The organism is Actinomycetota bacterium, assembly GCA_014360645.1.
Classification (GTDB): domain Bacteria; phylum Actinomycetota; class Geothermincolia; order Geothermincolales; family RBG-13-55-18; genus Solincola_B.
In genome coordinates this window covers 229248-245328 of the sequence record JACIXD010000001.1, presented here as the reverse complement: position 1 = coordinate 245328, position 16081 = coordinate 229248, and the positions used below count along the sequence as shown (strand labels likewise).

Sequence of the window (16081 nt, the reverse complement as noted above, 5' to 3'; positions counted from 1 at the left end):
GGAGGGCACAGAGGGAATGGGGTTTTCGGCTGTGAATATGGCGTGCAGTCTAAGGACGTCATGCGCCCCGAATTCTGCGGAAGGACAGGCTCAGGCAACGAAAGTTTTGATGACTTCAAGTACTTAGGCTTGCAGGGATCACGCGGCGCCCAGAAGGGGTGGCGCCGTCTTTTTTGCGGCGCCGACATCACGTATAACAGAAGGCAGCGAGCTCTTGAGACCGAGTGATATCGCGATCTCCGTGATCATCCCTACCATGGGACGTGAAAGCCTCTACCCCCTCGTCGAGGCCCTTCTGCGACAACGATCGGATTATCCTTTTGAAATCATACTTGTCCCCCAGGCCGATATATCCAGTAGGCTGCCCGAAAGCGACATCATCAGGGTGATTCGGGAAACACCAGCCAAGGGCATCCCTTATTACCGCAATAAAGGCGTGAGCCTTGCCAGAGGACAGGTCGTCGCATTCATAGACGATGATGAACTCCCCCTTGACGATCAATGGCTGGAGAAGTTGACCCAGCCCATAATCGAGAAAAAGGTCTTGGTCACCACGTCAGGGAACATGGTGCCGACAGGCCAGGGCCTGGTGGCCGATGCCATATCGTCCCTTGGCTATCCCGGCGGCGGGTCAGTCGGTTTTCGGAGCCTGTGGAATGTAGACGAGCGAGATATCACCGATCACCTTTGCTCCGGGAACTTCGCTATCGACAGAAACCTCCTCCTGGAACTCGGTTGCTTCGACGAAAAGCTCTCCCACGGCTGCGAGGACGTCGAGCTCGCATCCAGGTTAATAAAACGCGGCCATGAGATATTGTACGTTGAGGATGCCACCGTCCTCCATGAACCGAGAAAGAGGATCATGGATTTCATCCTCTGGCACGTCCGCAGAGGAAAATCCTATTATGAATACCACGCCTATCGCGGAATATCACGCGACCTGGTATCAGACAGGCTCAAGGCCTCATCGAGGGCCATCCGCCAACAGGGCGCGAAAAGAGGCCTCCTGTCCATGGCCCTTCTCCTTTTGCAGTATCTCGCACAACTAACGGGTTTCGTCTGGCACTGGTGGAGGGAGAAAGCGGCCGCATCGACCTGCCGTCGGGCCTAAGGTCGGACGCCTTCGAGGGCCGCCGAAAGCCCCTCGACGATGCCCCTCCAGGAATACTCCTCATAAAAGCGCTCCGGCAAATCGACGGGGATTCCCGTCATCCGGACGGCATTTATCACCTTATCGGAGAAATCGTCCCAGTCGTCCGCCATGATAACACCTTCTCCTACCAGATCGAGCTCAAGGCCCTCGGCTCCCTTGGTGGTACTCACCACCCTTTTTCCGCAAGCGATTGCCTCCAGAATCTTTGTCCTCGTACCGCCACCGCTGGTTATGGGGCACACCACCACGTCGCTTGCATTGATGTAATCCTGTATTCTTTCGACGAAACCCACGAATTCCATTCCATCGTAAAATGCTCTCGCCGGCGGGTTGCGCCCTGCCACGATAAATCGCGCTCCTGGTTCCGCTTCCCTTACCCTGGGCACGATATGATCCCTCAGCGCTGCAAGCGCTTCCAGTGAGGGGGGATAATCCAGGGCCCCAAAAAAGAGAACCAGGGGGTCGTTTCCCAAGCCCAGTTGACCGCGTACCCTCCTTCGGGCATCCTCGTCCGGTCGGAAAACGGAGGTGTCAACCCCGTTTGTCGCCACATACAGGCGTTCCCTCGGGACGCCCAGTTCGACAAACGCCTCCTTGTCCCTCTCGGACACGCACACCACGAGCCCCGCAAATCCAGTCACCGCCTTTTCATATATTCTCATTATCGGCCACAGGCGGTTTCCCGTGTCGCGGAACCTCAGGTATTCCACGTTCTGTTCGTCCAGCACAAAAGGGACCCCGGTCAACGCCCGCAGCAAAACCGCCTGCAGCCCCCCCCAGATAGTATGCACGTAGAACAGGTCCGCCTTCTCCCTGCTGCACAGCCTTATCGTCTTGTGCAACATCCCGACACTGAACAGCTTCTGATATCGACACCTGATACGGTATGGAACCAGCTCCATACCCGGGATATCCTCAGCCGGAACGGTTTTCTCCCTCGGGTAGACGAAAATGACGCGCCCGCGACCGGCCATCTCCCTGGCGATCTGATAGATGCGCCTCTCTCCCCCTGTGTGGGGAGGAAACACGTCAAATGAGGAGGTCATCACCAGCGATCCCATGTTCATATTCTAAACCCTCGGGGGTGCTTTCAAAGATTATTGGTTGTGGTCAGGCCCTAGATAAGGGCCTCGCCCGGGACGCAGGCACCAAAGGACGTCGGAGCCGCGACTGCAGCGCCGCAGGCATCATCGCGCCGAGCTTTATGTCCTGAGGGCTTTGGCGCACGCACTCCTCGGAGCAGAGCAACCACCGAGACGTCTCGCACCCACCGCCTTTCTTTCTATGTGATAATATGGCAACCAGGTAATATAAAAAACCCGGGATTGAAGAGGCTTGTGGACGCTTTCACGGAACGTCGCGTTTTCAGCAAGACGGGGAGGCTTGTCCTCGCCCTTACCATCATCTTATTGATCGCCGGATATTTCATACTTGGGGATTATCTGTTCCGCAAGGATTTCAATGTGAATTATGAGATCCGTCTTGGCGATCAATATGAAAGCCCGGGTGGAGCAAAGTCTATGCCCGAGTACGTCGATGTCGTCTCCTTCGATGGCGAAACCGGTAAAGTCGTTAGCGGCCTTTCTCTGGCCAGGAGATACACGGAGCTTATCCTGGACGTTCAGGGCGTCACGCCTGAAACGCTCAAGATCGAGGCGGAATACCTTGGAACGCCGCAGCAGCTATGGATGCACATAGGGAGCAGGTTCGCCGAGCCCTATCATTCCCTTCCTCTCTTCCTCTCGGAGATAGAAAAGGGGGGTTGGGAGGTCATGCACGAAGACGGCCTGAGCCTCTATCAACGAACAAAGCGCTTTTCGAGTATTGGCGAATTCCTGGCGCGGACAGAGGACCTGGAGGAAGACGCCGCGCTGGCGGGGATCAGGCCCGACGAGGTTCTCGCAAGGGGATGCGGCCCTGATGCTACCGGTAATGTGGAAACGCTCGGGATGCCTTTGCGGGGGGCACATACCATTGAGCTCGTGGTGAGCACCGGTAGGCTGCATTTGGAAGTCCACAAAAAAGATCTGAACCGGTATATGGGCGGCGACGACGTGCTGATACGCCTGAGGAGAAAGGGAAGGACATATTATGAGGCCATGATCCCCGACGACGGAAACCTCACCGATGATGCCATGGAGGCCGGTGAGGACCAGATCGTATCGATAGACCTGGAAGACTGCGAGAGCGGTTCGTATACGCTCGATATCTCGCCCCTTACCTGGGGCGACGACTTCGTCCTTACCTCCTTACGCACCGATGCCGTGAAATACCTCGCCAGGAACACCCTCTTCCTCTTCGACCCGCTGGAGACCGGACCCGAGCCCACGGTGCCGGCAACCACCTCGGCTACTCTGTTCCTGAACGGTCCGGCGGGCGTGCTGTCGGCTGAGACGTGGCATCCCATCGTCCCCAGATCGATACAGGTCGACGGCACCCCCTTGCTCTTTTTCGAGAACAGAGGGCCCGGCGCGCCCATGCAGAAGGGAGCGGTTATCCTCGGGGAAGGAAGAAAGAGGCTGGATATCACCAACCCCGGAAGCCTCAAAGTGGAGTTTCTGGGAGGCGGATTCTCCTTTGATCCCGATCTGGCCTTCGACCCCGGCTTCATGCGCCTTAAGCCCTGGAACGAAAACGCCGCCCAGCCTTTCTCCACTGTACTCGCAAGGGATTATGAATCACCTGCACGTGACGGCGAAACGTTCACCAGCAAACGGACCATCCACATGAAAGGCGTTCCCCTGCCAGGGGAGAAGGTCAAGATCGTCCTGGAGAAGATCGGCGAGGAGGACATCCTGCTGACCTCCCTCAAGATAAAACTGGAATAGCGGGGGTGTTGATGCGTCTGGGTCATCTTCTGCGCTTTGTCATGCTGTATATCTTGCTCCTCCTTTGGACGGCCTGGGCCGCCGCGCTCCTGAAAGTCTTTAACGCGTGGGCGGTGCTGGCCATCGGAACACTGGCCACCATCCCGGCGTGGCACTTCTTGAGCAAAAGAACGCTCTGCCCTCGAAGCCCCCGCTCTCGCAGAGAGGCCGCCATCCTCGTCACCGCCCTCGCTGTTATCATCGCCGTCACCTTGCTGAACGTCTTTTTTTTTCATGACGCCCTCAACGGTACGCGCGACGAGGGCATTTACTCCAACCAGGCGATATACCTCGCAAGACACGGCCGTTTGCCGCCTCCCGGCCACCGCGGTTGGGATATCAGGCTTTTTCTAAATACGGCCTGGAACGCCCTGCTCTACGGAACGATGGGGTACAGCGGCCTTCGGCTCTGTAACGCCATACCCTTCGCCATCGCTCTCCTGCTGATGTTCTTGCTGACCACGGAGCTCTCAGAGGATTCCCGGGCGGGCATATTCGCCGTGGCCCTCATCTCTCTCTCCTACCCCTTCCTCTGGTACGCGCGCCGCACGGCAAATGAGGTGCTTTTTCTCTTCCTTTTCTGGAACTCATTATATTTCCTGCATCGTTGCCTCAAAGAGAGCGCCACCTTCAAAAGCGACCTCGTCCTTTTTCTTCTCACTCTCCCCCTGGCTGCCTTCATACGCATCGAGGGGCTGCTGGTTCTGGCGGTGGGCACACTGGCATGGCTCTTTATCTATTCGCGGGCTCGTTGGCATGGCTGGACCATCAAGCCGGTGGTGCTCATCCTCGTCACCCTGGCCCTGGTCTCGTTTTTCTTTTTCGCTTATACCTTGATGGACAGGACCTACGGCATAGAGAGGGTCACAAAGACCAGCCTCGGCGTGGGCCTGGGCTCGGGACGGGTCTCCGATATAGAGAGGAACGCCATCTACTCCAACCAGACAAAGTACAGCATCATGGTGATGATAAAGTTCGGCTTCCTGCCCGCCCTGCTCTTCATAATCCCCTTTTTCTTCCTTCTCCTGTCCCAAGGGACAACACGTGTTTTTGCGCTTTTCCTAGCTTTTATGGCTATCCCCTTCGCCTATTTTCTCCTCAGGCCGAGCATCTCTTTCGATCTACCCTGGTTTTTCCGGCGCTTCATGACCGTCCTTCTGCCCCTGGCTCTCATCGCCTTTTCCTATACCGCGTTCAAGATCCTCAAGGGGGCGTCCTTTTGGGTGACGGCAGCGTACCTGGCGCTGCTGGTTAGCGTTTCCCATCCCCTGCTTCTCCACCAGGAATACCGTGGGGTTTCTTCGCGAGTGGCGGAGATAGCGTCGGTGGCTTCGCGCGGGGAGAAAGTCCTGGTGGACCGCTATGCTCTTGGTGGTTACGGCCTCGGAGCCCCGCTCTATTTCGCCTATGATCTTGACATCATCGAGATAACCCCTTGGAAACCTGTGAGCCTGAAGGACATCGGCACTACCGGGACGTTTTATCTTATTACCAACGCCAGGACCTTCCGCTCCCAGTACAGATTGGGCGAGATGATATTCGACGATACGGTGATCGTGAACAATTTGGAGATCGATCACGAGATGGACGTACGACTTGAGTATATCCCGCCAACCTGCGATTTTACCTCGGCCGGCAACTATCATACCTGGAGCGCCATGAACTGGAGGGTCGCGCTCTCCAATATCACAGCGCCCCGCGAGAAGGTGTCGGAGGAATACCGGCTTATCCTCGTGCGGATGGAATTGGACACGGCGGTGCGAGGGGTTCGTCAGGCAGGTGAGCAATGAATGTGGTATGGATCCACGGTGTGCGCAGGCTGCGGGGTCCAAGCATGAGCAAATGGGTGGAGTGCCTGCACCGCGAGATGGCGGGCCTGGCTCCAGACATACATGTCTCGATAGACGAGATAGCGGGGCTCGCCATACCTTTCCCGAAGGGGATCATCAACCGCTATCTCATGTACAGCATACACGCAGCGGGACTGAGCGGTAGTCTGTTCCACATCCACGACCATGCGAACGCGCACCTCGTACCCCTGCTGCGAAGAAAAGCGCCCGTTCTGCTCACCCTCCACGATCTGCACCCGCTGGAAGCGGGCCGCACCGATCTCAAGAGCTATCCGTTCCGGGCCTTCAACGTCCCCGGTATCCTGCGCGCCGACCACGTGATAACTGTCTCGAGGCATATGCTGAACGAGATAGCATCAAAGCTCGGTTATCCCGAGGACAGGATGAGCGTCGTATATTGCGGCGTGGATCACGCGCTGTACAGGCCTGGATATCGGGACCGGACCTTCCTGGAGAGCTACGGGCTGAGGGGAGACAGCCGTTACGCGCTCTTCGTGGGCTCGGAGATCCCGAGGAAGAACTTCCCTTCCGTCCTGGAGGCGTTCAAGCGCATCTCCCGTAACCACGACATCTTCCTGCTCAAGGTGGGAGTTGCCGGATCACGGTCCGACCGCGCGCGCTCCTTGCGCGCCATAGAGAGGCTGCATCTTCGTGACCGCGTGGTTTTTTGCGGCCACGTCCCGGAAAGCGAGCTGCCGCGACTCTACGCCAATGCGGAGCTGCTCTTCGCGCCCAGTCTTTACGAGGGCGGGAGCGGCATCCACGTTATCGAGGCCATGGCCTGCGGCTGTCCTGTGGTCGCCTCCGACATACCACAGTCCCTGGAGTTGACGGGCGGCTCGGTGTTGCATTGCGACCCCCGCGACGTGGATGATATTTACCATAAGGCGATCGCCTTGCTCGAGGACCACGAGTTGCGGGAAAAGGTCCGCCGCGACGGCCTCGGGAGAGCGAGGGAATTCGGTTGGGAGAAGGCGGCGGCCGCGCATGTCGAGATATACCGCCAGTTCCTGGCATAGGGATGGGCTCGGGGCTTGGCGCGCCTTTTCGAGACGCGCTTTATTGATCCTGCTCTTAAGGTGCTCGTGAAAGCGCGATCCAGGCAGTTCGCCGGCGGGTAGGAGGGGCTGGATTCGCCATGGAGAAGAGAATACGCATAGCGTTCATCTCGGCGGGTGACCCAGGGGACAAGACCTACTCCTCTGGTGTTTACCACTATATGGGTAAGGCGCTGGAGAACAACGTGGGAGAGGTGGATTATCTAGGGCCGGTCTCCGCCCCTATCGTGCATGCCGGCAAGGCAATCCGAGCCTTTACGAGGAGGTTGTTGCACAGGAACTACGACTACCTTCATACGCTCTGCCTCGCCAGGTCATACGCGCAGGCCTTCAACAAGAAACTGGCCGCTGGAGAGTATGATATAATCTTCGCGCCCGAGGCCTCAACCGAGATAGCCCTTTTGGAGACAGATATACCCGTGGTTTATGAGAGCGACGCCACCTTCGCCCTCATGGTCGAATATTACGATTTCTACCGTGACCTCATGCGGACATCCCTGCGGCAGGGCCACTGGATCGAGAGGGCGGCTATCTCCAGGGCCGCGGCCTGCATATTCCCAGCCCATTGGACGGCTGCTTCTGCCATCGAGGACTATGGGGCCGACCCCTTGCGGGTCTTCGTGGTCCCCTTCGGGGCGAACATAGATGAAGACCCACCCTACGCCGATGCCGTACGGGCACTCAGGCCCGGTCCCATAAGGTTGCTGCTGGTGGGGGTGGATTGGGAACGAAAAGGTGGCCCCATCGCCTTCGAGACGCTGCTCGAGCTGGAGAGGATGGGTGTCGCGGCTTCCCTGACCGTGTGCGGCTGCCGGCCGCCTGAAAACCTGCGCCATCCCCGCTTGAGGGTCATACCTTACCTGGACAAGAACGTCAAGGAACACGCCCGGGAGCTGGCGCGCCTGTATATGGATGCGGATTTCCTGCTCCTTCCGAGCAGGGCGGAGGCCTTTGCCTTCGTTATACCCGAAGCGAGCGCATTCGGACTACCGGTGCTGGCAAGGGCCACAGGAGGCCTGCCGGAAGCGGTGCAAGACGGCGTAAACGGATACGTTCTGGCGCCTGAGGCTAGGGGCCGCGAGTACGCGTCATTGATCCGCGCCGTGATAACCGACGAGGACGAATATCTTCGGCTCAGAGCCTCGTCGCGTCGTCACTACGAAGAAAGGCTAAACTGGAATGCATGGGCGAAGGACGTGGGGTCTATCCTTCATTCATGCATATCCCGCCGGGCATGACACCAAACACGAACCCAGCTTATCAGCGGCTGTCGAAACCCTCGGCCAAAGCGGTCCCGATTCCTATCGACTCAAACCCAGAGGCCTTATGGTGGCTCCGCGCTCCCGGACTTCACGGGATACGTTCGCCGGCCCGACTTTTTTCTCCCCATCGGGCGATGAGGGCGGCGTATATCTTTTCGCCCAGGAGGGAAGCACTGGCGTGGCAGAGATAGGCCGGAGATAAAGGCTGAGCCGCTGCCGATCTGAGGAGCCATCTCCTGCCCTCCGCGAACCTTCCGCTGCGCATCAAGGCGCGGCCCATGCAAAAATACTGGTGACCAAGAAACGACTTTTCGCCCCTCATGCGCTCTTCATACTTCGCCAGGAGCATGCGACGCGCGAGGTATTCGTTATAAACGTTGGCGCTGATGCCCTGCGAACTGTGATATACGACCAGCGGCTCGCGCAGGTAAACAAATGGGTATTTGATGGAGAGGCGGATCATAAAATCAAGGTCGATGAACCTGGGGAGGGTCTCGTCGAAGAACCCTATCTCATGGATGCAATACGCTCTCGCCAGCACCGTCTGGATGCCCAGCCTGAAAACCTGGTATTCCCTGCCGTCCCTACCGACCAGGCGCCCCATATCCACTTCCGGCGCGCTCATGTATTCCCGACGACCGTCGTCGCTTACCCAGATCATGTCGGTATAGGCCACCGCCGCCTCCGGATGATCCTCCAGCGCTCGGAGCTGTCTGTGCAACTTATCCGGCATCCACTCGTCGTCGGAATCCTGGAAGGCGATGTACTCACCGCGTGCGGATCGCAGCCCCACGTTCCTGGCATGTGCGGCACCGGCATTCCTTTCAAGTCGGAAATATCTCAACCTCGGGTCGTCGAACCCCCGTATCAATCCCATCGTCCCATCAACCGACCCGTCGTCCACCACCAAAACCTCGATCTCTCCGTAACTCTGGTTCAACACGCTCTCTATCGCCCTGGCCAGGCTGGGAGCGCGATTGTACGTCGGCAGTATAACGCTTACCAGTGGAATGCTCGATCTACCCGCACTCGCCATGATTCCCATCCCATGTTCCGTGCCCCGTCATGAAAGCAAGCATATCACGCACCGCCGTAAAGCACGCTGTCATATATGCCCTCCAGTTTCTCAGCCTGGTGCCGGGCATCATAATGCTTTTCGATATGCTCTCTGCCATGTCGTCCCATAACAACCCACCTCGACGGATCGCTCGCTAGGTCAGCCAAGCAGGCGGCCAGCGCCTCCGCGTCCCTTTCCGGCACGAGATAACCGCTCTCGCCATCGATCACTACTTCCGGGATATCGCAATGCCAGGTCGAGATCACCGGCATTCCCGATGCCGACGCCTCTATAATCGCCACCGGCGCTCCGCCCTCGATATCGCCGTCTGAAGCGGCCACACTGGGGGCGATGAAAATATGGTGATCGTACAGAGCTTTCCTGAAAATCTCGTAGGGCTGATATCCTAAAAGGCGGACGCAATCCTCGAGGCCGTAATGCCGGATGGCCTCCAACACCTTCTCACGTTCCTTCTCATCAGCATCGACGCCTCTCGATCCCCCTATGATGGTCATGCTCATATCAAGGCTGCTCGAGGCCGCCCTGGCCATCCCGAACGCCTCCACCGCGTAGGGCAGGCCCTTCTTCTCACGGAAACTTGCGGCGGCCAGGACTCTGACAGTCCCGTCCGGGGGTGGTTTCCTCAGTTGGCACGGCAGGGAGTCCAAGTCCACACCGAGATGGTTGACGACGATCTTTCCTCTTTCGCAACCCAGGCCGGCGAGAACGCTTTTCATGTGTGCACCCTCGACCACGAACATATCCCCACGTTCAAAGAGCACCTCGTATCTCTTCTTCCATTCCGGGGCCCAGTCGAAAAGCGCTCCAAGGTCGTAACCATAAAATGAGGTCAGGACGGGTATCCCCAGCAACCTCTTGAGCCCAATAGCCTCGAAACCAGAGGGGCCGAAATGGGCGTGGATGATGCATGCCCGATCGATACGGGCGGCAAGGGCGAAGGCGGGATAGCAACCGAGCACTTTCCTGCCAGCGCGGTTCAGAAAGACCTCCGGGTTACGGCTGCCGCGCTTCAAGTCCAGGCTGCGCACCTTGTCGAGGGGGAATACCGGGAGATTCTCGGTGTCATGGCAGTATACGACGGGCCGGTAGCGCCTGAGGTTCTTGAGCTGGGCATGCAACCAGTTCTCCGTCATCGGCAGATATGCTCCCGCCTTGTAATGAAGCACTGTCCTCAAGCTCACCGACCTCCGGTATCGCTCGCATCAGGCATCATGACTTCCACGCTTCTTTCTCTGTATCATGATCATCGCCATCGAAAAAATCTCGGACAGCAGTCCCGGAAACCCGATCCGGATAGAGGCCAGATAGGTGATTACGCCGACCGCCATAGACCCCGCCAGCAAGTAGGCCTGTTTTATGATCATGGAGGTCGCGATCGCCTTGAACACGAGCACGCATGCCGACATGCACAGGCAACACACCATAGCCGGCGCCAGCGCCGCGAAAAACTCGCGGTAACTCATCTCTATCTGTCGGTTGGTTATGGTCTGGATGATGAAGAACAAGAGCAAACCCACTATGGTCGTAGCAACGGCCACCCCGTTGACGCCGAACCTCACGCCCATTATCACCGCGAGAGGATAGGCGATCACCGTAAGGACATTCCATCTAAACTGTATGTCCGAGCGTCCCTTTCCGAGCAGTATAGTCCCAACATGCGTCCCCACGCTCACCAGCATACCGTATATGCATAATATTTGGAGCGGCAATACGGCTCCCACCCAACGCCGACCGAGCAAATGCGGCAGGAGCTCTGGAGATACCAGGATCATACCCGCCAGCACGGGGAAAGTGAGCAGGCTCGAATACCTGATCACCCGCGAATACCCCAGCCTGAGTTTTGCGTTATCATCCTGGAGGATAGAGAAAACCGGGAAGGTGACCCTGCTGATGACCTTGGAGATCTGGGCCATTGGGAATATCGCCACCTGGTAAGCCATGGTGTAAAGGCCTAGTGCTTCCGCCCGCAACAACCGTCCCACCACCAGGTAGTCGGTGTTAGAGTCCACGAAATTCAGCATGCGGGATCCCATCACGTTCTTGCCAAAAGAGAAGAGCTCCCGAAAGCTCCGCAGGTCAAAGAGGAATGCCGGCCTCCAGGGATAGGACAGCCAGTAGAGAACGGCCTTCATGGTTGTGGATCCAAGGGAGCCCAGCACCAGGCTCCAGATCCCCATGCCGGCGACAGCCAGGCTTATGGATATCAATCCATACGCGAACGCAGCGGAGATCTCCACCGCCGCGATCCTGTCGAACCTGGTCTTCCTGGTCAGCATGGAGATGTGGATGATGGCGAAGGAACCTATGAAGAATCCAGCCGAGAGCGCCCGGATCACTCCGGTCAGCAATTCGGTCCTGAAAAAAGACGCTATGGCCGGGGCGGCGGCGAGACCGAGTCCTGTAAGCGCGGCGCCGGAGATAAGGCTCACCCAGAAGATGGTGGAACAGTGCTTTTCCGTCACCTCTTTCCTCTGCACTAGGGCCGCGCTCAAGCCCATCTCGTTCACGGTCTCCACGAAGCCGATGAAGATCATGGCCATACCCAGGATCCCGAAGACCTGAGGGGCCAGCAGCCTGGCCAGGATGACCTTGATCGTGAGCTGAAGGACCTGGGTAACGATCTGGGAGATCCCCGCCCACATGACGCCTTTTACGGCTCTGGTCTTTAAGTCCATGCTTTTCCTTCACGTCCTGCAGACCCGTGGAGACCACTTTATCGCGGATGGGATAAATGCTCGGCACCATCGCGGTAGCTACCCTCGTAGACCTGGCGCAACCACAACTCGAAGGTGAGGCAGCGAGCAAGAAACTCTGTATTATCGGCTCCGGCAACGTGCTCTTCAATGGCCTTTTTAACATCGTCAGCCGATACGTACGCGGCATACAGAGGCTCCTTCGACAACAGGAGAGCCCTGAAGCAGGATAAGGCCGGCTCCTTCCTCATCCATTCCGCGTAATCCACGTAGAAATGCGCTTTCGGGGCGGTAACGCCCGCTTTCGCGAGGTGCCCCAAGACAAACACCCACGGCCTCCGGGCACGCTGGTAAACACTGATGGCTTTCGGCGGGATGCTTACGGGCACACCGGTTCTCGACCAGGGGATGGTCCTGAAATATTCCGGGAACCTGCGGAGAAGAGCTTTCCTGTAGATGTTCCTCCTGTACCGCAAGGCGTCAGGAAGGGAATAGGCGAACTCCAGAAGGGCGTTATCGAAAAAGGGCACCCTGCATTCTACAGCGTTTCCGGACATCCTTATTCCTTCGTTCGTCTTGCGCCGCGTGGTGTTTTCCAGGATGTAAAAATCGGGTTTTCCGAGCCCCTCGTAGAGGGAGAAATTGCTCAAACAGCTCTCGCTGCACCCCAGGGTGGCGGCTATTAGTGCACGGTCCATGTTATCGAGATAGCTCTCGTGCAAGAGATAGCCTGCTCCCAGGATAGCCCCTCCGTTCATCCCGTTAAGGAAGGTGCACGCGCACCGCCTCATCTCATCGAGGGCTTCCATGCCGTGAAGTTGACATAATTCCACTTGCCCGTCAGTCCACCATACCGCCTCCGGCCGCAGCTGCAGCCAGTCATGCGGCCCTATCTCCACGATGGAGTGCCTGGCGCCCCTCAGCCGCGCCACGCGGCGTGCGATGCGGACGTCCGGACTGTCCGGGATACCGAAAGTCACCGCAGCGATATCGGCACCCGGGCGGGGCACAGCCGCGATGATGGCCCTTGAATCGAGCCCGCCGCTCAGCGTGATACCCACGCTTTCCCCGTCTTTACTTCTCGCCTCCACCGCCTCCACCAACAGGCGCCCCATCTCCTCGGCCATCTCGCGCTCATCTACCCTTCCCGACACGGGCTTGATCTCATCCCACCACCAGTATCTCGATATCTCGAGCGACCTCGTCCCGATATCGTAAGTGAGCACCGACCCCGGCGGCACCAGGCTCACGCCCTCGAACCAGGTACGGTCTCCAAGAAGGTAGCCAAGCTCCATGAACTCCCGCACCGCCACCAGGTCGATCTTTGGAACGAACCCCGGCAATGCCAGCATCGCCTTGGCCTCGGAGGCCCATGCCAGCCTTCCTTCATGCATGGTCCAGAAAAGAAAGCGCAGACCGTATCGGTCGGTAATCAGGTGGATCCTCTTGAGTTCTGAGTCATAGACGACGGCAGAGAAAACACCGTTCAGATTCTTTAAGAAAGAGAAACCTTCACGCCTGTTGAGAGAAGCGAGCATATGTTCGAGGTCAGATTCGCCTGCCCCATGTGCACTTCGGCGAAAGATCTCGCCCTCCATCCACACATATAAATCGTTTCCCACCGCGGGTTGGGTTTCTTTCCTCATGACCGAGACATACGTTCTGGTGGCGCAAATATCATCCACCAGCGTCAACTCGTCCCTGACGTGATAATCCCTGCGCGTGAGCATCTCCTGCATTCTCCGCAGGACCGCCATCCGCGCGTCATGGGGCATCCCTCCCGCAACAAATCCCATGAGGCCGGGCATGATCCTCTCCTTTCCTCAAAATCACGATCTATAGCATCCCGCTTCACCGCACCATCTGGCAGAAATCCTCCTTGCCTCTCCCCGCCCCAGCCAGTTTCGCAAGGTTATCCCCTTCATCCCTCACGCATGTCCTCTCGTCTGACACGAACCTCTTCGGTCACAAAAACCCTGTAGGCGCAACGTAATTAAAGCCATGGACCGCCTGTCTGTGGCAACCGAGTCGATATGCCCGGATTATCTACCCGGTATCTTCGATGCGCATGGCGGCTTGCCTAAACCCGCTTTAAAACCGCAACACACCGGAACCGCGAGCACTCCTCGTCTCTCCCGCCCGTGATCAAGGACTGCCACGGTCATCGCGTGCAACACCCCACTGGCTCCACTCGTTGCCGTTTCCCATGCCGGATACCAGGGTCCTCGCCGCGCCTATGCCTGCGGGGGTTTCCGCGCAACAACCAGGCGCATCCATGATAACTTCTTCGAACGATCGAAACGGTTGAGCAACAGGCAGAAGGCCTGTATCAGTCCACCCAGTACGGGGACCGCCCACCACAGGGGATTTGCCATGCCCCCCTGCGAAAACGCCATATATAGTAGACCAGTTCCTGTCCGAAAGTCACCCAAAAACCGGACAAGGGCAAGATCTCGATCACCTCGAAGCCGGCGTTGCTGAACAGATAACCAAGCCCATACGGGGTATACCTGAAAAAATCCCTCGGTTCCTCGTGGTGGTGCCAGAAAAGGGGCGCCGTATAGATAGCATGACCTCCCCTCTTAAGCACTCTGTATGCCTCGCTCAACGCCCTTGCCGGGTCCTCAAGGTGTTCCAGGACGGCGGTACAGAACACGGTGTCCACCGACTCGTCATCAAGGGGGATGGCGTAGGCCTCGCCCTTGATATCCGCCTTCGAGAGATCGTGCAGCGTCCCCTCGTGATCCATGCCAATATGCTCGCTCTCGTAGGGCTCCAGCATCTTCTCGTAGGGCTTGTCCCCGCAGCCGATATCCAGGATTACACCCCGTGCATAATCGGCGACTACCCTCTCAAGCGCCCGGCTGGCGATCCTGTGCACCAGCCAGTTCATGCTCAGCCACTACATCCTTCTGGAGCCTCTGGCCATGTCCAGGAGGATATCGAGCCGACGAAGCTTGCAAGCCCTTATGAGCCGGCTCCAGCGGACATACCTTCCTTCCGTGTTTACCGTCCGGATGAAACAGCATCCGCTCCTCATGACAGCCTCTTTGAGGTCTGCCCCCACCGCCTCAAACTCGCACAGCGCGTTGCCTAACTCGGCGTAGAAATGGGCGTCGTTTCCGGCTATTGCGGGTTTGAGCAGCTCGCGGGCCAACTTCGCCGCTCCTTCGTTCAGCACCTCATCACACCTGGCGTTGTTGTCTCGACGAGGTCAATCCCCTCGAGTAACTCCCGCGAGAGCTCGTGGTCCTTCAGGGGATGAGGCAGCACCACCAGCCAGCCCTGGCGCCTGATCTCCGCTATCACCTCCGCGGCTTCCCTGCAGGCGATATCCTCCTCCACGAAGAGGCCGATAATATTGCCCGCGTCACTGGAGCACTCGATGCCGCTGATGACCTGCAGGCTGGATCCTGGATAGCGACTTGCGACATATCTTCTGGCTTCCCGGCAACCCTTCACCGTATCGTGATCGGTGACGGCTATGAAATCCAAGCCTTGCCGCACCCCGTAATCGACGATCTTCCTGTAGGACATAAAAGAATCGAAGGACCTGCGCCCGTGTACGTGAAAAAGACCCCTTATCTTCGCCCTTTTCAAGCCTGACTTTTCCTTCCCGTCAAAAGATCGCGCAGCTCGAGCAAGCGCGGCCCGACCTACATGAGGTTAGGCATGATGTCGCTCAGCCATATATCGCTCTTCACACGGGGATCTATCAGGTCCGCCAGGAACCCCTTGAGCGATGAACGTCTTTCCGCCACGTGTCTCAGGTCCTTGGTGATCACCCACTGGTATCTTTTTCCGATCGTATATTCCACCTGCTCTCCTATGTCCTCTCCCCTTGCCAGGCGGACCAGGTTATATGGAAAATCGACGCCCGACGCCACGGCCAGGCCAAGGCTTCCCCGGAACCTCGGGTTGACCTCCATGATCACGTAATCACCATCCGGGGTCCTGTTGAACTCGACCATAGCCAGACCATGCCAGTTCAGGGCATCAAGCATCTTCTTTCCGTAAAGCAGCAGCCGCTCATCGAAACATGATTCCGCGCAAGAGCTCGCTCCACCGGTTGGCGGATACTCCCTGACCCTGGTATGCATGAAAACACGTTTACATTCTC

15 protein-coding genes are annotated in these 16081 nt (G+C 57.8%); 5 read left to right on the top strand and 10 right to left on the bottom strand.

Annotated features, from left to right (window positions below; translation table 11 throughout):
- The first annotated feature begins 214 nt into the window (after positions 1 to 214).
- Positions 215 to 1111, top strand: a complete 897-nt coding sequence (locus H5T74_01065; protein ID MBC7228970.1) for a glycosyltransferase — start codon at positions 215 to 217, stop codon at positions 1109 to 1111.
- Here H5T74_01065 and H5T74_01060 read toward each other — a convergent pair.
- Positions 1108 to 2220 carry a glycosyltransferase family 4 protein gene (locus H5T74_01060; protein ID MBC7228969.1) on the bottom strand — a complete coding sequence of 371 codons (1113 nt, stop codon included), beginning with the start codon at positions 2218 to 2220 and terminating at the stop codon, positions 1108 to 1110. The two genes, H5T74_01065 and H5T74_01060, sit on opposite strands and share 4 nt — an antisense overlap.
- A gap of 258 nt (positions 2221 to 2478) precedes the next feature.
- Here H5T74_01060 and H5T74_01055 point away from each other — a divergent pair, with 258 nt between their 5' ends.
- A complete protein-coding gene (locus tag H5T74_01055) occupies positions 2479 to 3981 on the top strand; it encodes a hypothetical protein (protein ID MBC7228968.1) in 1503 nt (500 codons plus the stop codon).
- Positions 3982 to 4003: 22 nt separating this feature from the next.
- Here the strand turns inward: H5T74_01055 and H5T74_01050 are convergent, their stop codons facing one another.
- Complete coding sequence (locus H5T74_01050; GenBank protein ID MBC7228967.1) at positions 4004 to 4222, bottom strand: hypothetical protein; 219 nt, start codon at positions 4220 to 4222, stop codon at positions 4004 to 4006.
- 184 nt (positions 4223 to 4406) lie between these two features.
- On the opposite strand from H5T74_01050, the gene H5T74_01045 reads away from it, so the two are divergent.
- From H5T74_01045 to H5T74_01035, 3 genes are all read left to right on the top strand, one after another.
- On the top strand, positions 4407 to 5810 hold the full coding sequence (locus H5T74_01045; protein ID MBC7228966.1) for a hypothetical protein: 1404 nt from the start codon (positions 4407 to 4409) through the stop codon (positions 5808 to 5810).
- A gap of 44 nt (positions 5811 to 5854) precedes the next feature.
- Complete coding sequence (locus H5T74_01040; protein MBC7228965.1) at positions 5855 to 6889, top strand: glycosyltransferase family 4 protein; 1035 nt, start codon at positions 5855 to 5857, stop codon at positions 6887 to 6889.
- Positions 6890 to 7008: 119 nt separating this feature from the next.
- Complete coding sequence (locus H5T74_01035) at positions 7009 to 8166, top strand: glycosyltransferase family 4 protein (GenBank protein ID MBC7228964.1); 1158 nt, start codon at positions 7009 to 7011, stop codon at positions 8164 to 8166.
- A gap of 112 nt (positions 8167 to 8278) precedes the next feature.
- Here the strand turns inward: H5T74_01035 and H5T74_01030 are convergent, their stop codons facing one another.
- The 8 genes from H5T74_01030 to H5T74_00995 all read right to left on the bottom strand — a co-directional run bounded on the left by H5T74_01030 (position 8279) and on the right by H5T74_00995 (position 16061).
- Positions 8279 to 9235 (bottom strand): glycosyltransferase, encoded by a 957-nt coding sequence (locus H5T74_01030; protein ID MBC7228963.1) that lies wholly within the window; start codon positions 9233 to 9235, stop codon positions 8279 to 8281.
- Positions 9236 to 9270: 35 nt separating this feature from the next.
- Entirely contained in the window at positions 9271 to 10401 is a 1131-nt protein-coding gene (locus H5T74_01025) for a glycosyltransferase (protein MBC7228962.1), read from the bottom strand.
- A gap of 69 nt (positions 10402 to 10470) precedes the next feature.
- Complete coding sequence (locus H5T74_01020; protein ID MBC7228961.1) at positions 10471 to 11943, bottom strand: MOP flippase family protein; 1473 nt, start codon at positions 11941 to 11943, stop codon at positions 10471 to 10473.
- Positions 11944 to 11981: 38 nt separating this feature from the next.
- Entirely contained in the window at positions 11982 to 13769 is a 1788-nt protein-coding gene (locus tag H5T74_01015; protein MBC7228960.1) for a hypothetical protein, read from the bottom strand.
- A 521-nt stretch (positions 13770 to 14290) separates the two neighbouring features.
- Positions 14291 to 14854, bottom strand: a complete 564-nt coding sequence (locus tag H5T74_01010) for a class I SAM-dependent methyltransferase (protein MBC7228959.1) — start codon at positions 14852 to 14854, stop codon at positions 14291 to 14293.
- Between the two features lie 9 nt (positions 14855 to 14863).
- Positions 14864 to 15118 (bottom strand): hypothetical protein, encoded by a 255-nt coding sequence (locus H5T74_01005; GenBank protein ID MBC7228958.1) that lies wholly within the window; start codon positions 15116 to 15118, stop codon positions 14864 to 14866.
- 17 nt (positions 15119 to 15135) lie between these two features.
- A complete protein-coding gene (locus tag H5T74_01000) occupies positions 15136 to 15561 on the bottom strand; it encodes a hypothetical protein (GenBank protein MBC7228957.1) in 426 nt (141 codons plus the stop codon).
- 56 nt (positions 15562 to 15617) lie between these two features.
- Entirely contained in the window at positions 15618 to 16061 is a 444-nt protein-coding gene (locus tag H5T74_00995) for an ATP-grasp domain-containing protein (GenBank protein ID MBC7228956.1), read from the bottom strand.
- Positions 16062 to 16081: the final 20 nt, after the last annotated feature.